Annotated in this window: 18 protein-coding genes and 2 pseudogenes; 9 read left to right on the top strand and 11 right to left on the bottom strand. The window is 66.0% G+C overall.

Going from position 1 to position 14,692, the window contains the following annotated elements:
- Positions 1-41: 41 nt before the first annotated feature.
- From secY to M2437_RS22385, 9 genes and pseudogenes are all read left to right on the top strand, one after another.
- Positions 42-1,387, top strand: a pseudogene (gene secY, locus M2437_RS22345) (preprotein translocase subunit SecY).
- Positions 1,388-1,557: 170 nt separating this feature from the next.
- Positions 1,558-2,161: pseudogene (locus M2437_RS22350) on the top strand (adenylate kinase).
- 303 nt (positions 2,162-2,464) lie between these two features.
- Positions 2,465-2,833 carry a 30S ribosomal protein S13 gene (rpsM, locus tag M2437_RS22355; RefSeq protein ID WP_003597120.1) on the top strand — a complete coding sequence of 123 codons (369 nt, stop codon included), beginning with the start codon at positions 2,465-2,467 and terminating at the stop codon, positions 2,831-2,833.
- 170 nt (positions 2,834-3,003) lie between these two features.
- Entirely contained in the window at positions 3,004-3,393 is a 390-nt protein-coding gene (gene rpsK / locus M2437_RS22360; protein WP_003597118.1) for a 30S ribosomal protein S11, read from the top strand.
- A 37-nt stretch (positions 3,394-3,430) separates the two neighbouring features.
- Positions 3,431-4,312 carry an MBL fold metallo-hydrolase gene (locus tag M2437_RS22365; RefSeq protein ID WP_253388721.1) on the top strand — a complete coding sequence of 294 codons (882 nt, stop codon included), beginning with the start codon at positions 3,431-3,433 and terminating at the stop codon, positions 4,310-4,312.
- A 79-nt stretch (positions 4,313-4,391) separates the two neighbouring features.
- Positions 4,392-5,429, top strand: coding sequence for a DNA-directed RNA polymerase subunit alpha (locus M2437_RS22370; RefSeq protein ID WP_173390160.1), 1,038 nt, complete (start codon positions 4,392-4,394; stop codon positions 5,427-5,429).
- A gap of 231 nt (positions 5,430-5,660) precedes the next feature.
- Positions 5,661-6,077: a 50S ribosomal protein L17 gene (gene rplQ / locus M2437_RS22375; protein WP_253388722.1), complete on the top strand. Its 417-nt coding sequence runs from the start codon at positions 5,661-5,663 to the stop codon at positions 6,075-6,077.
- A 290-nt stretch (positions 6,078-6,367) separates the two neighbouring features.
- Positions 6,368-6,832, top strand: a complete 465-nt coding sequence (locus M2437_RS22380; protein WP_015822679.1) for a MarR family winged helix-turn-helix transcriptional regulator — start codon at positions 6,368-6,370, stop codon at positions 6,830-6,832.
- A gap of 245 nt (positions 6,833-7,077) precedes the next feature.
- Complete coding sequence (locus M2437_RS22385) at positions 7,078-7,536, top strand: NUDIX hydrolase (protein ID WP_003597110.1); 459 nt, start codon at positions 7,078-7,080, stop codon at positions 7,534-7,536.
- A 210-nt stretch (positions 7,537-7,746) separates the two neighbouring features.
- Here M2437_RS22385 and M2437_RS22390 read toward each other — a convergent pair whose 3' ends face one another.
- The 11 genes from M2437_RS22390 to rplC form a co-directional block, all read right to left on the bottom strand.
- Positions 7,747-9,135: an AAA family ATPase gene (locus M2437_RS22390; protein ID WP_253388723.1), complete on the bottom strand. Its 1,389-nt coding sequence runs from the start codon at positions 9,133-9,135 to the stop codon at positions 7,747-7,749.
- 647 nt (positions 9,136-9,782) lie between these two features.
- On the bottom strand, positions 9,783-10,049 hold the full coding sequence (rpsQ, locus tag M2437_RS22395; protein WP_056198894.1) for a 30S ribosomal protein S17: 267 nt from the start codon (positions 10,047-10,049) through the stop codon (positions 9,783-9,785).
- An 11-nt stretch (positions 10,050-10,060) separates the two neighbouring features.
- Positions 10,061-10,276 (bottom strand): 50S ribosomal protein L29, encoded by a 216-nt coding sequence (gene rpmC / locus M2437_RS22400; RefSeq protein ID WP_003597107.1) that lies wholly within the window; start codon positions 10,274-10,276, stop codon positions 10,061-10,063.
- A gap of 12 nt (positions 10,277-10,288) precedes the next feature.
- On the bottom strand, positions 10,289-10,702 hold the full coding sequence (gene rplP / locus M2437_RS22405; protein WP_003597105.1) for a 50S ribosomal protein L16: 414 nt from the start codon (positions 10,700-10,702) through the stop codon (positions 10,289-10,291).
- Between the two features lie 33 nt (positions 10,703-10,735).
- The gene (gene rpsC / locus M2437_RS22410; RefSeq protein ID WP_003597102.1) at positions 10,736-11,482 is read right to left on the bottom strand and encodes a 30S ribosomal protein S3; all 747 of its coding nucleotides are present in this window, start codon (positions 11,480-11,482) and stop codon (positions 10,736-10,738) included.
- A gap of 11 nt (positions 11,483-11,493) precedes the next feature.
- Positions 11,494-11,877, bottom strand: a complete 384-nt coding sequence (gene rplV, locus M2437_RS22415; protein WP_003597100.1) for a 50S ribosomal protein L22 — start codon at positions 11,875-11,877, stop codon at positions 11,494-11,496.
- A 1-nt stretch (position 11,878) separates the two neighbouring features.
- Positions 11,879-12,157, bottom strand: a complete 279-nt coding sequence (gene rpsS, locus M2437_RS22420) for a 30S ribosomal protein S19 (RefSeq protein ID WP_003597098.1) — start codon at positions 12,155-12,157, stop codon at positions 11,879-11,881.
- 5 nt (positions 12,158-12,162) lie between these two features.
- Positions 12,163-12,999: a 50S ribosomal protein L2 gene (rplB, locus tag M2437_RS22425; RefSeq protein WP_012253645.1), complete on the bottom strand. Its 837-nt coding sequence runs from the start codon at positions 12,997-12,999 to the stop codon at positions 12,163-12,165.
- Between the two features lie 25 nt (positions 13,000-13,024).
- The gene (locus tag M2437_RS22430) at positions 13,025-13,321 is read right to left on the bottom strand and encodes a 50S ribosomal protein L23 (RefSeq protein ID WP_003597094.1); all 297 of its coding nucleotides are present in this window, start codon (positions 13,319-13,321) and stop codon (positions 13,025-13,027) included.
- Positions 13,318-13,938 carry a 50S ribosomal protein L4 gene (gene rplD, locus M2437_RS22435; protein ID WP_003597092.1) on the bottom strand — a complete coding sequence of 207 codons (621 nt, stop codon included), beginning with the start codon at positions 13,936-13,938 and terminating at the stop codon, positions 13,318-13,320. The genes M2437_RS22430 and rplD overlap by 4 nt, the downstream gene beginning before the upstream one ends.
- On the bottom strand, positions 13,938-14,678 hold the full coding sequence (rplC, locus tag M2437_RS22440; protein ID WP_253388724.1) for a 50S ribosomal protein L3: 741 nt from the start codon (positions 14,676-14,678) through the stop codon (positions 13,938-13,940). The genes rplD and rplC overlap by 1 nt, the downstream gene beginning before the upstream one ends.
- Positions 14,679-14,692 lie beyond the last annotated feature (14 nt).

Raw genomic sequence — 14,692 nt, forward strand, 5'->3', positions numbered from 1 at the left:
GTTCGAGACGCGTCCCGACGGCAATTCCTGGGATACGAGACATGGCCTCAGCCGCCGAACAGCTTGCCGCAAACCTGAATTTCGGCGCCATCGCCAAGGCCGACGAGCTTAAGAAGCGCATCTGGTTCACCCTGGGCGCGCTCATCGTGTTCCGGCTCGGCACCTACATCCCGATTCCGGGCATCGACCCGGAGCAGTTCGCGCGGAACTTCCAGAACCAGGCCGGCGGCGTGCTCGGCATGTTCAACATGTTCTCCGGCGGTGCCGTCGAGCGCATGGCGGTCTTCGCGCTCAACATCATGCCCTACATCTCGGCCTCGATCATCGTTCAGCTGCTGACCTCGGTCGTGCCGACCCTGGAGGCGCTGAAGAAAGAGGGCGAGTCGGGCCGCAAGGTCATCAACCAGTACACCCGCTACCTCACGGTGGTGCTGGCACTGGTCCAATCCTGGGGCATCGCCTTCGGCCTGCAGGGCTCGAACGCGGTCATCACCCCGGGCCCGTTCTTCATCCTCTCCACCGTCGTGACGCTGACCGGCGCGGCACGCTGTTCCTGATGTGGATCGGCGAGCAGATCACCTCGCGCGGCATCGGCAACGGCTCCTCGCTCATCATCTTCGCCGGCATCGTCGCCCACCTGCCGGCCTCGATCTTCGGCGCGCTCGAACTCACCCGCACCGGCGCGCTCTCGCCCGCCGTCCTGCTCGGCGCCGGCCTCGCGGCAGTCGCGCTGATCTACTTCATCGTGTTCATGGAGCGCGCCCAGCGCCGTCTCCTGATCAACTACCCCAAGCGCCAGGTCGGCAACCGCATGTACGAGGGCCAGTCCTCGTTCCTGCCGCTCAAGCTCAACACCTCGGGCGTGATCCCGCCGATCTTCGCCTCGTCGCTGCTGCTGCTGCCGACGACGGTGGCGAGCTTCTCGGCCAACCAGGGCTCGACCGGCATCCTCGGCACGCTGACGGCCTATCTCGGCCACGGACGGCCGCTCTACATGGTCGCCTATGCCGGCCTGATCATCTTCTTCACGTTCTTCTACACGGCGATCGTCTTCAATCCGCAGGAGACCGCCGACAACCTGAAGAAGCAGGGCGGCTTCATCCCCGGCATCCGTCCGGGCGAGCGGACCGCGGCCTTCATCGACAAGGTGCTGACGCGGATCACCGTGATCGGTGCGGCCTACCTTACCTTCGTCTGCCTCGTGCCGGAGATCGTCGCCTCCTACACCTCGGCCGCGCTCGGCTTCGGCGGCACCTCGCTGCTGATCGTGGTCTCGGTCACCATGGACACGGTGGCGCAGATCCACGGGCATCTGATGGCGCATCAGTACGAGGGCCTCGTGAAGAAGGCCAAGCTGCGCGGCGCCTCCACGACGCGGCGCCGCTGAGGCGCCCCAAGCTGAGGTGCCCCAAGGGGCACCCTTCGACAAAGGTTTGGTGGACGCGCAGGCCGGAATTGCGCATCACAGCAGTGTGACGACGGCGCGGCCTCAGGAAGGTGGGCGCGCCGCCCATGAAGAACGAGCCCGGCGCTGGGCCTTGAGGACGGGGAGAGGCTATGCGGATCATTCTGCTCGGACCGCCGGGTGCGGGGAAGGGTACGCAGTCCGAGCGTATCGTGGAGCGCTACCGCGTTCCGCAGCTTTCGACCGGCGACATGCTGCGCGCCGCGGTCGCCGCCGAGACATCGGTGGGACTGGAAGCGAAGGCGATCATGGAGAGCGGCGGCCTCGTGTCCGATGCGATCGTGGTCGGCATCGTCGCCGATCGGATCGAGGAAGCCGACGCCAAGAACGGCTTCATCCTCGACGGCTTCCCCCGCACGGTCGAGCAGGCCAAGGCCCTCGACGCCATGCTGGCGCAGAAGGGCATCGCCCTCGACGCGGTGGTGGAGTTCGTCGTCGACGAAACCGCCCTCGTCGGTCGCATCGCCAAGCGCGCCGAGGAAACCGCCGCCCGCGGCCAGCCGGTGCGGAAGGACGACACGCCGGAGGTCTTCAAGACCCGGCTCGACGCCTACCGGAAGCAGACCGCCCCACATTTCCGACTATTACGCCGGCACCGGTCTGCTGCGGAAGATCGACGGCATGAAGCCGATCGATGTGGTGACCGGGGATGTGACCGCCCTCCTCGACGGCTTCCGCGAGACGGCCTCTTCCTGAAGCCTCGTCACGGTGCAGATCGTGAAGCCCGCCTCGGTTCCGACGGGGCGGGCTTTTTCATGCCGCGGCAACGGTCTTGCGGGCCGTGGAGCGCATTCCGGTTTGCAAAGCGTTGACAAGTCGTCAGGCCCGCGCTAGGCGGACCCCCTTCGTCCAAGCGGGATGTGGTTCGGGGCGCCTCATAGAGCGCGCTTTCGGGCCGATTTGTAGTTTTGGGCGGCGCGCAGGGGCCGGCCTCCACCGGACGCGCGCTTTCATCCGACGAGGCGTGGCCGATCGGGCCCGCCACATGGAGAGAACATCTTGGCTCGTATCGCCGGCGTCAACATCCCGACCGCCAAGCGCGTCGTCATCGCGCTCCAGTACATCCACGGCATCGGCCCGAAGAAGGCCGAGGAGATCACCGAGAAGGTCGGCATCCCGGCCGAGCGCCGCGTGAACCAGCTCACCGACGCCGAGGTGCTTCAGATCCGCGAAGCTATCGACCGCGACTACATCGTCGAGGGCGACCTGCGCCGCGAAGTCTCGATGAACATCAAGCGCCTGATGGATCTCGGCTGCTACCGCGGCCTGCGTCACCGCAAGCAGCTCCCGGTCCGCGGCCAGCGCACGCACACCAACGCCCGGACCCGCAAGGGTAAGGCGAAGCCGATCGCCGGCAAGAAGAAGTAATTTTTTGGCATTCGGAGGCCGTGCTTCGCTCGGCCTCCTTCGCGTTGCGCCGGGTGTCCCGTTTCGGGGGCCGGCGTGGCGGACCGGTCGTCCAAGGCCGCGCCGCCAAATCCCAAAAGAATCCCGAGCGCCTGGAAGTACGGGCGTGATTGAAGGACGAAAGCGAAAAGATGGCTAAGGAACCGACCCGCGTCCGCCGGCGCGAACGCAAGAACATCGTCTCGGGCGTGGCGCACGTCGCCGCCTCGTTCAACAACACGATGATCACCATCACCGACGCGCAGGGCAACACGATCTCGTGGTCGTCCGCTGGCGCGATGGGCTTCAAGGGCTCGCGCAAGTCGACCCCGTACGCTGCCCAGGTCGCCGCCGAGGACGCGGCCCGCAAGGCCTCCGAGCACGGCATGCGCACCCTCGAGGTCGAGGTCTCCGGCCCCGGTTCGGGCCGTGAGTCGGCGCTGCGCGCGCTCCAGGCCGCGGGCTTCACCGTGACCTCGATCCGCGACGTCACCTCGATCCCGCATAACGGCTGCCGGCCGCGCAAGCGCCGCCGCGTCTGATCGCACGACACCGGAGCATCCCCGAGCGGAGAAGCCCATGGCGGACGGATCGAAGCCCCTACCCGGCGCGCTGCGTTGGAATCTCGGCGACCTCACGGTCACCGCGCTCAACGACGGCTGGTTTCAGGGCTCCCTCGATCTCGTCACGGGCATCCCTCGGGACGAGGCCGGCGCGCTCCAGCGCGCCGGCTTCCGTCCGGAGTCTCCGGTCGTCACGCTCAACGCGTTCCTCGTCACCGGTGCCGGCCGCAAGCCGGTGCTGATCGATTCCGGGTATGGCCATTTCGGCCCCGACACAATGGGCAGGGTGCCCGCCGCCCTCGCGCTCGCCGGCGTCGCGCCGGAGGAGATCGAGACGGTGCTCCTCACCCATCTCCATCCCGACCATGCGGGCGGGCTGGTGGAGGCGGATGGCAGCGCGGCCTACCCGAACGCGGAACTCGTCCTGCATGCGGCGGAAGCCGCGCATTGGCTTCCCGATGCGGCGCTGTCGCGGGCACCGGACGAGGCGAAGCCGTATTTCGAGAACGCCCGCAAGGCGGTGGCGCCCTACGGCGCGCGGCTGCGCAAGCACGAAGGTGGCGAGCTGGTATCCGGCATCACCGCCGTTCCGCTGCCCGGCCACACGCCCGGCCATTGCGGCATGCGGATCGTATCGGGGGACAAGTCCCTGCTGATGTGGACCGATGTGGTGCATATGCCGGCGATCCAGTTCAAGCAGCCGGAGGCGGGTGTCGCCTTCGATGTGGACGGGGATCAGGCGCGGGCGACCCGCAAGCGCGTGCTCGACGAGGTGGCGACCGAGAAGACCCTCATCGCCGGCTCGCATCTCGAGTTTCCGGCGCTGGGATACGTGACCCGCGACGGCGCGGGCTACCGCTTCGTTCCCGCTCTCTGGGTGGCGGGCGAGACGGCTTAGATTTTTTGGGACCGGTCCGGATGCTCCAGAGCAATCCAGGGCCGGCCGTAGCGCTTTCCGGGACGCCGGCGGCGTGGGTTTGGCAAGAGGTAGGACCGTGGTCATTCAGAAGAACTGGCAAGAGCTCATCAAGCCGAACAAGCTGCAGGTGACGGCCGGCGACGATCCCAAGCGGGTCGCCACCGTCGTGGCCGAGCCGCTCGAGCGCGGCTTCGGCACGACGCTCGGCAACAGCCTGCGCCGCGTGCTGCTCTCCTCGCTTCAGGGCGCTGCCGTCACTTCCGTCCAGATCGACGGCGTGCTGCACGAGTTCTCGTCGATCCCCGGCGTGCGTGAGGACGTGACCGACATCGTCCTCAACATCAAGACCATCGCCATCCGCTCGCAGACCGACCAGCCCAAGCGCATGACCCTGCGCAAGACGGGCCCGGGCCTCGTCACCGCGGGCGATATCGGCGCCGTCGGCGACATCCAGATCCTGAACCCCGACCTCGTGATCTGCACCCTGGACGACGGGGCCGAGATCCGCATGGAGTTCACGGTCGCCACCGGCAAGGGCTATGTCCCGGCCGAGCGCAACCGCCCCGAAGATGCGCCGATCGGCCTGATCCCGGTCGATGCGCTCTACTCGCCGGTGACTAAGGTCAGCTACCGCGTCGAGACCACCCGCGAGGGCCAGGATCTCGACAAGGACAAGCTGACGATGACGCTCGAGACCAACGGCGCCGTGTCGCCGGAGGATGCGCTGGCCTACGCCGCTCGCATCATCCAAGACCAGCTCCAGGTCTTCGTGAACTTCGAGGAGCCCCGCAAGGAAGAGGCCGCGCCGCTCGCGCCGCAGCTCCCCTTCAACCCGGCGCTGCTCAAGAAGGTGGACGAGCTCGAACTGTCGGTCCGTTCGGCGAACTGCCTGAAGAACGACAACATCGTCTATATCGGCGACCTCATCCAGAAGTCGGAGGGCGAGATGCTGCGCACCCCGAACTTCGGCCGCAAGTCGCTCAACGAGATCAAGGAAGTGCTCGCCGGCATGGGCCTGCACCTCGGCATGGACGTTCCCGGCTGGCCGCCGGAGAACATCGAGGATCTCGCCAAGCGCTTCGAAGAGCACTACTGAGGCGAGGCCGCCTCGGGCTGGACTTGGCGGCGCTGCACGGCGTCGTTTGTTTGGCCCCCTCGACCCAGCGCTGAGCCACTGGGTCGGCGCTGCCTCCCGCCCCAGCCAAGGCCGGGGCGGGCACGTCCGAAAAGATCCCGCCGCAGGGTTACGCGGATTGTCTGAAAACAGCCCCCAGGGCACTCGGCCGTACCGTGGCACGGCGGCCGAGACTGAGAAGGACCAGCCACCATGCGTCACGGCTATCGCGGTCGCCGCTTCAATCGCACGACCGAGCATCGTAAGTCGATGTTCGCCAACATGTCGGCCGCGCTGATCAAGCACGAGCAGATCGTCACCACCCTGCCGAAGGCCAAGGATCTGCGTCCGGTCATCGAGAAGCTGATCTCGCTCGGCCGTACCGACAGCATCCACGCCCGCCGCCTCGCCATGGCCCAGATCCGCGATGCGGACATGGTCAAGAAGCTCTTCGCGGTGCTCGGCCCGCGCTACCAGTCGCGTCCGGGTGGCTACTGCCGCATCATGAAGGCCGGCTTCCGCTACGGCGACAACGCTCCGATGGCCGTCATCGAGTTCGTGGATCGCGACGTCGACGCCCGCGGTAAGGATTCCGGCCCGACTTCGGTCGAGACGGCCGAAGCCGCCTGAGGTCGGCTCCCCCGCTTTGCGGGGGAACGCATGACATGATGATCGATGCGAAAGGCGGCCCGACGGCCGCCTTTTTGCGTGTTCGACCGGGAGCGGTAAAAAAGGCGAGTGTTCGAACCGGCGGTGGAGAAACCACCGGGAGGTCGACACTGGGACAATTGGGCATGTGCCTTGCTGTATTGCATCCGCTATCGTCGGGTGCGCGGCAGGGTTGAGGATCATCGGCAAGCCGGCGCCCGTTCCCCGGTGCGGCAGGCCGGAAGGCGTTGTCGAACGGCAGGATGTGAACCGTGAATGCTCCCAACGAGAGCGCAGAGGTACTGAGGGATCCGCTGCTGCTGGATAACCAGCTCTGCTACGCGCTCTACGCCGCGGCCCACCGGATGACGAAATCCTATCGGCCGATGCTGGAACGGATGGGGCTGACTTACCCGCAATATCTCGTGCTTCTCGTGCTCTGGGAGAACGACGGCGTCACCGTGTCCGAGATCGGCCGGCGCCTTCGTCTCGATTCCGGCACGCTCACGCCGGTGCTCAAACGGCTGGAGACGAGCGGATTGCTGAATCGCAATCGTCGCCAGTCCGACGAACGCGAGGTCGAGATCGCGCTGACCGATCAGGGCCGGGCGCTTCGCTCGGAGGCGATCGCCGTACGCCAGTCCGTGATGTGTCAGCTCAACATGTCGGAACCGGAGATTCAGGCGATGCGGGCTGACCTGAATGCCCTCATCGAAAACCTTTCGACGGCGGGCTGACCGAGCCGGTGTGCCTCGGTTCGCAGCCATTTTGCCGGATAAATTTCGGTTGAGTAGCGGCCTAAGATTCCGTTAGTGACCCCCTGTCGCTCATCGTCCGGATGCGACGGCAGCCTCGATCGCAGCGACGTGCCTTCCCGTCATCATTCTTTCAAGGAAGTTTGGCCTTGTCTGTGCCCGCTCGGGACAGGCCCGGCGGCAAGCGCTAAGCGCGAACCGCGCCGGCCGCAGGGCGTTTCAGCAGCATGACGGCCGGCCCGATCGATAGCAGCCGCGAAGCGCGGCCCCAGGTCGGCGTGTTGCCGATGCGCCGGACACCGGAGGGTGGCACGGAGGTTCTGCTCGTCACCTCGCGGGAGACGCGACGCTGGGTCATCCCGAAGGGATGGCCGATGAAGGGGCGCAAGCCCTTCGAGGCGGCGGCCCAGGAGGCTTATGAGGAGGCCGGTGTCGTCGGCCGCGTCGGCAAGCAACCGATCGGCTTCTATCTCTACGAGAAGCGCCTGAAGAACCGCGACGCGGTTCTCTGCCAAGTGAAGGTGTTTCCTCTCGAGGTGCGCAAGCAGCTCAAGAAGTTTCCCGAACGCGGCCAGCGCGATGCCCGTTGGTTCACGCCCTCGGAGGCCGCCGACATGGTGATCGAGGCCGGTCTCGCCGGCCTGATCCGTGCCGCCGGAAACCGCGATCCGAAGCGGAAGGGCTGAGCGGCGGGCCTGCGCCCTCCCTCGCTGCCGTATCGGAGCGTCTACGGGCGCTTGTAGCGGGCGGAGTGTGGTTTCCGCAGCTACGGCCAGCCTGAGTGAGCAAGCGCCTCTCAGGCCCCGTCCAGCCATCGCAGGAAGGGCGCGGCCGATGCCGGCCCTACCGTGGCCGTTCCCTGGTCGGTGACTGACTTCAGTGGGCCGCTCGCAGATCTAGAGATCGTCACAGCAGCCGTCGAAGGGCGGCGCCTGCTTGCCGGCACGCTCGGGCGCGCCGGATGCCAGGCCGACGATGCGGCGACCGATGCGGTTGCGGCTTCCGACGGCCTCGCCGAGGACGGACTCGACCGTTGCAACCGTGATCCGGTTGCCCGTCCCCGCGGCGATCGTGGCTTGGGCGAGACGACGGACCATCTCCTTGATGAACGCGGCGCTCGCTCCTTCCGATCGGGTGACAACGGCATCGATCGCCCCCTCCTCGAAATCGATGGCGTCTCCGTAGAGGCTGACAAGCCGGGTACGGCAGGCCGCGTCGGGGTTTGCGATCTCGATCGCCTCGTCCACGCGGCCAGGGCGCGAGGCGAGAGCATCCTCGATCTCCTCCGGCCGGTTCGTGGTGAGGATGAACAGCACGTCGGCGTCGTCGTGCAGGCCGTCCATCTCGTTCAGCAGACGGTTGAGGAGCACCTCCGTCTTCGGACTGTTCATACCCTCGCGGGAGCGGCCGACCAGATCGACATCCTCCAGCACGACGATGCTGGGTTGGAGGGTGCGTGCGAGCAACATGTACTGTTGGAGGTTGGAGACCTCCTCTGCGGTGATGAGCACCGTCGTGCGCTCGGGAAGGTTGGAAGCGACATAGCGGATCACATGCGTCTTGCCGATGCCGGGCGGCCCGTAGAGTAGAAGTCCCTTCCGCGTCGATTGCCCGAGCCGCTTCAGCGCGTCGCGATGCCGGTCGAACTCGAAGACGTGCCGGTCGAGCCGCGCCATCGTTGCGGCGTCGAGGATCACGGCCTCGCGCGCGACGACAGGCAACTTGTGCACCTGCAGGGCGGCTTTCATGCCGGAATAGTCGGAGCCGGATTCGAAGGAGAGAACCTTACCGCGATAGAGCGTCGAGTTCGCACCGGCCGACTGAACGGCCGCGAGGAAGCCGCGCGCGAAGGCCAGCGAAGCCAGATCCGGCAGGGTCGCGATTTCGACCTGGGCGAAGGTTCCTTCGTGGAACTTGAAATAATGCGAGAGCAGGACTGCGACGGGACGCTGCTCGACATGGAAGAGCCACAAGCCGTTGTTCAGAGCGGCGAAAGGCTCCGCGTCGCCGACATCCAAGTCCTGATACTGCAGCGGCGTGACGGAGATCGTGTACTGACCCTGACGGACCAGCAGACTGGAAATCGTCAGCGGCAGTTGGTCGTAGATTTGGTGCACACCCAGCAGCACAGAGGCGACCGAGCCGATCTCAGCCACAACGGCCGCCTGAAGGTCAGGCAGCACATGGGCGCCGAACTGCCGGCGGGAACTCGTGATGCCGTTGACCTGCTCGGCTCCGAAATGCGCGACGAGCGCTTCCCAGGCTTGGTCGAAGTTGCGGGACATCCCTGCGCTCCTTCAGGGGCCGCCGCACCTTCGCAGGGCCCTTCAAAGAACGTGTCGATCGAGCGGCGAAAAACAGCACCCGAGCAGGTGACAAAACCGATCGCTCCAAACAGCGATCCCTGAAACAAACGAACTGATCAATCCTCTGCATCACATCGCGTCTCGGAAGAACATTTTGAGGCGTCGACTGGTCTGTCGATACACTTGGACGTGTCCCCTCGCCCTTCGCGTGCTTGCCGACCCAAGTTTCAGGGCATGCGCGCGACCTTCTAAAAGGGCAAAACTTCCGTGGGTGCTCGAGACATCGGCCATTGGCGCGAGCAGCGCCTGCAAGTTCCCGCGGCCGAGCTTCGGCCGAAGCCGATCGGCACCGTTCAGCGAAACGCTGCCGGCAGAATGCTTCGGCCATGAGAGTACGGCGGCGACTCACGCCCATGCCACACGCGTAAGGCCTACCGTTGCGGCAGGGCCGGTGATCCGCACTTCAGCCTCACAAGGAACGACGGAGCCGCCCGAGGATGACGACGTGACCGTCGTGGCCGAGGATGCACGCCGCGGGCATGCAGCGCCCGTTTTCAGCGGACGAACGAAAACGGGCGCGGAACTCTCGCTCCACGCCCGCACCGTCACTGTTATGGGTAAGGCTTTTAAGCCGCTGTGCCGGCCGCTTCGGCCGCCGCAGCCTGGTCGTCGACCAGCTTCCAGGTCTTGGTCTTGGAGTAGGGACGGGACTCTTCGATGAACACCGTCTGGCCGATCTTGGCCGCATTGGCCTCGTCGTGCGCATGGTAGTTCTTCGAACGGCGAACCGTCTTCTTCATCACCGGGTGGGTGAAGCGACGCTCCACCTTCACGACGATGGTCTTATCGGTCTTGTCGCTGACGACGACGCCTTGAAGGACGCGCTTGGGCATGTGGAATCTCCTCAGGCCTTGGCCGCGTCCAGCGTCTTCTGACGCTGCAGCGTGCGGACACGGGCGATGTCGCGGCGGACCTCACGGACCCGGGCGACGTTCTCAAGTTGGCCCGTCGCGCCCTGGAAGCGCAGGTTGAACTGCTCCTTCTTCAGGCTGATGAGCTCGTCGGAAAGCTGATCCGCCGACAGAGCGCGCAGATCAGACAGTCTCTGGTCGGACTTCATGATCTCTTCCTATCAATCAGCGATGCGCTGGATGACGCGGGTGCGCACCGGCAGCTTCGCGGCTCCGAGGCGCAGGGCCTCGCGGGCGATGTCCTCGGCAACGCCATCCACCTCGAACATGATGCGGCCGGGATGGACCCGGGCCGCCCAATATTCCGGCGCACCCTTACCGGAGCCCATGCGGACCTCGGTGGGCTTGGCGGTGACGGGCAGATCCGGGAACACCCGGATCCACACCCGGCCCTGACGCTTCATCTCACGGGTGATCGCGCGGCGGGCCGCCTCGATCTGCCGCGCGGTGATGCGCTCGGGCTCCAGGCACTTGAGGCCGAACTGGCCGAAGTTCAGCTCGAAGCCGCCCTTGGCCGCGCCACTGATGCGACCCTTGAACTGCTTACGAAATTTGGTCTTCTTGGGTTGCAGCATGGCAGCCTCTCAAGATTTCTGCTTGATCGAGCGTCAGGCGTGCGACGGCTCGCGGCGGCCGCGGCCACCCCGGTCGTCACCGTCACGCTCGCGGCGCCCGCCGGAACGGCCACCCTCTTCCTGGGCCTTCTTGTCCTGCGCCATCGGGTCGTGCTCGAGGATCTCGCCCTTGAACACCCACACCTTGATGCCGCACGTCCCGTAGGTCGTGAAGGCAGTGGCGGTGCCGTAATCGACGTCAGCACGAAGCGTATGCAGGGGCACGCGGCCCTCGCGGTACCACTCGGTGCGGGCGATCTCCGCGCCGCCGAGACGGCCGGCGCAGTTGATGCGGATGCCCTCGGCGCCGAGACGCATGGCCGACTGCACGGCGCGCTTCATGGCGCGACGGAAGGCGACACGGCGCTCGAGCTGCTGTGCGATCGACTCGGCCACCAGGGTGGCATCGATCTCAGGCTTACGCACCTCGACGATGTTGATGGTCACGTCGGCCTTGGTCATCGTGCCGACGAGCTTACGCAGCTTCTCGATGTCCGCGCCCTTCTTGCCGATCACCACGCCCGGACGGCCCGAGTGGATGGTGACGCGGCACTTCCGGTGCGGGCGCTCGATGACGATCTTCGAGACGGCGGCCTGCTTGAGCTGCTTCATGAGGGCGGCGCGGATGGCCACGTCCTCATGCATCAGCTTGGCATACTCGCCCTTCTCGGCGAACCAGCGGGAATCCCAGGTCCGGTTGATGCCGAGACGCAGGCCGATCGGATTGATCTTCTGACCCATCGGTAAACTCCTCAGGCCGCTTCAGCGCGCACTTCGCGAACCACGATCGTGAGGTTCGCAAAGGGCTTCAGGATGCGCGCGCCGCGACCGCGGGCACGGGCGTGGAAGCGCTTGAGCACCAGCGCCTTGCCGACGAAGGCCTGGGAGACGACGAGATCGTCCACGTCGAGATCGTGGTTGTTCTCGGCGTTGGCGATCGCGCTCTCCAGGCACTTCTTCACATCGCGGGCGATGCGCTTGCGGGAGAATTCGAGATCGGCAAGGGCCGTATCGACCTTCTTGCCGCGGATCAACGCCGCCACGAGGTTGAGCTTTTGGGGCGACACGCGGAGCATCCGCGCGACGGCCTTCGCCTCGTTCTCGGGGAGCGCGCGGGGGGTGGCAGGCTTGCCCATCTCAGCGCCTCTTTGCCTTCTTGTCGGCCGCGTGACCGGGGAAGGTGCGGGTCGGCGAGAACTCGCCGAACTTGTGACCGACCATCTCCTCGGTGACGTAGACCGGGATATGCTTGTGTCCGTTGTGCACACCGAAGGTGATGCCCACGAACTGCGGAAGGATCGTGGAGCGACGGCTCCAGATCTTGACGACCTCGTTGCGGCTGCCGCCGCGGGCGGCGTCGGCCTTCTTGAGGAGGTAGCCGTCGACGAACGGCCCTTTCCAGAGGGAACGTGCCATGGCTGTTACTTCTTGCGGTTATGGCGGCTGGACAGGATGAAGGTGTCGGTCCGCTTGTTGGACCGGGTCTTCTTCCCCTTGGTGGGCACGCCCCAGGGCGTGACCGGGTTCCGGCCGCCCGAGGTACGACCCTCGCCGCCGCCGTGCGGGTGATCCACCGGGTTCATGGCGACGCCGCGAACGTGCGGACGCTTGCCGAGCCAGCGGTTACGGCCGGCCTTGCCCAGCGAGATGTTCATGTGGTCCGGGTTCGACACCGCACCCACGGTCGCGAAGCACTGACCGTGCACGAGGCGCTGCTCGCCCGAGTTCAGGCGCAGCGTCACGTAGCCCTGGTCGCGTCCGACGATCTGAGCGTAGTTGCCAGCGGAGCGGGCGATCGCGCCGCCCTTGCCGATCTTCAGCTCGACGTTGTGGACGATGGTGCCCACCGGCATGGAGCCGATCGGAGCCGCATTGCCCGGCTTCACGTCGACGCTCTCACCGGCGATCACCTTGTCACCCGGCGACAGGCGCTGGGGGGCGAGGATGTAGCTCTGCTTCCCATCGGGGAAGGTGATGAGCGCGATGAACGCCGTCCGGTTCGGATCGTACTCGATCCGCTCCACCGTCGCGGGAACGTTGAGGTTCTCGCGACGCTTGAAGTCGACGTTGCGCAGGACCCGCTTATGACCACCGCCGCGGAAGCGGACGGTGATGCGGCCCAGGTTGTTGCGGCCGCCCGAGGAGCTCTTGCCCTCGGTCAGCGCCTTCACCGGCTTGCCCTTGTAGAGCTCACGGCGATCGACGAGCACGAGCTGGCGCAGGCTCGGCGTGACCGGTTTGAATGTCTTCAAGGCCATCGGCTTGATCCTAACGCTTCAAGTCTCAGAGGCCGGTCGTGACGTCGATCGTATCACCCTCGGCGAGGGTCACGATCGCCTTCTTCACGTCCGAACGCTGCCCGCGCTGCCCGCGGAAGAACTTCTTCTTGCCCTTGGTCGTGAGCGTGTTCACGCCCGTGACCTTGACGTCGAACAGACGCTCGACCGCTTCCTTGATCTGCGGCTTGGTGGCCTTCGGGGCAACCCGGAAGACGACCTTGTTCTGCTCGGTGAGGTTGGTCGCCTTCTCCGTGATCACGGGGGAGACGATGATGTCGTAGTGGCGCGGATCGGCACTCATTTGAAACGCTCCTCCAGCGCATCGACGGCGGCGCGCGTCAGCACGAGCGTGTCGCGGCGCAGGATGTCGTAGACGTTGATGCCCTGGACGGGCAGCACATCGATCTTCGGAATGGCGCGGGCGGCGCGGCCGAAGTTCTCGTCCACTTCAGAGCCGCCGATGATCAGCGCGCTCGACAGACCGAGCTTCTCGAAGCGCTCGATCATGGCCTTGGTCTTGTGGTTGTCGACCTTGATGTCGTCGACGACGATCAGGGTCGAAGCCTTGGCCTTGGCCGAGAGGGCGTGCTTGAGCGCCAGCGCGCGAACCTTCTTGGGAAGGTCGTGGCTGTGGTCGCGCACCACCGGACCGAAGGCCCGGCCGCCGCCGCGGAACTGCGGAGCGGAGGCAGCGCCGTGACGGGCGTTACCGGTGCCCTTCTGCTTGTACAGCTTCTTCGACGTGCGATCGACGTCCGAGCGGTTCTTGACGGCGTGCGTGCCGGCGCGCCGCTTGGCGAGCTGGTAGCGCACCATCCGCTGCAGGATGTCGGCGCGCGGCTCGAGGCCGTAGATCGCCTCGTTGAGCTCGACCGAGCCGGCGGAGCCGCCGTCGAGCGTGGTGATATCGAGTTTCATCACGCGTTCTCCTCGGACGCCGGAGCCTCGGGGGCCGCCTCGACCTGGGACGCGCCGGCAGAGCCGTTCTCACGGAACTTGCCCGGCAGCGGCACATCGGCCGGCAGCTTGCGCTTGACCGAGTCGCGAACCTGGATCCAGCCGCCGGCGACACCGGGGACGGCGCCTTCGACGAGGATGAGGCCGCGCTCCGGATCGGTGCGGACGACCTTGAGGTTCTGCGTGGTCACACGCTCGACACCCAGGTGACCCGGCATCTTCTTGTTCTTGAAGGTCTTGCCCGGATCCTGACGGCCGCCGGTCGAACCGATCGAACGGTGGGAGATCGACACGCCGTGGGTGGCGCGCAGACCGCCGAAGTTCCAGCGCTTCATACCGCCGGCAAACCCCTTACCCGTGCTGGTGCCCGTCACATCGACGAACTGGCCCGGGATGAAGTGGTCGGCCGTGATTTCGGCACCGACCGGGATCAGCGCGTCCTCGGACACGCGGAACTCGGCGAGCTTCTTCTTGGGCTCGACCTTGGCGACCGCGAAGCGGCCGCGCTCGGCCTGCGACACGTTCTTTACCTTGGCCTTGCCGATGCCGACCTGGAGGGCGACGTAGCCATCCTTCTCGGTCGTGCGGTGTGCCACAACTTGGCACTGATCAATCTGGAGCACAGTGACGGGCACATGCTCGCCAGCGTCTGTAAAGACGCGGGTCATGCCGACCTTCCGTGCGATGACGCCTGAGCGCATAGGTCTCTCCCTCG

This window comes from Methylorubrum pseudosasae (genome assembly GCF_029504475.1).
Classification (GTDB): Bacteria; Pseudomonadota; Alphaproteobacteria; order Rhizobiales; family Beijerinckiaceae; genus Methylobacterium; species Methylobacterium extorquens.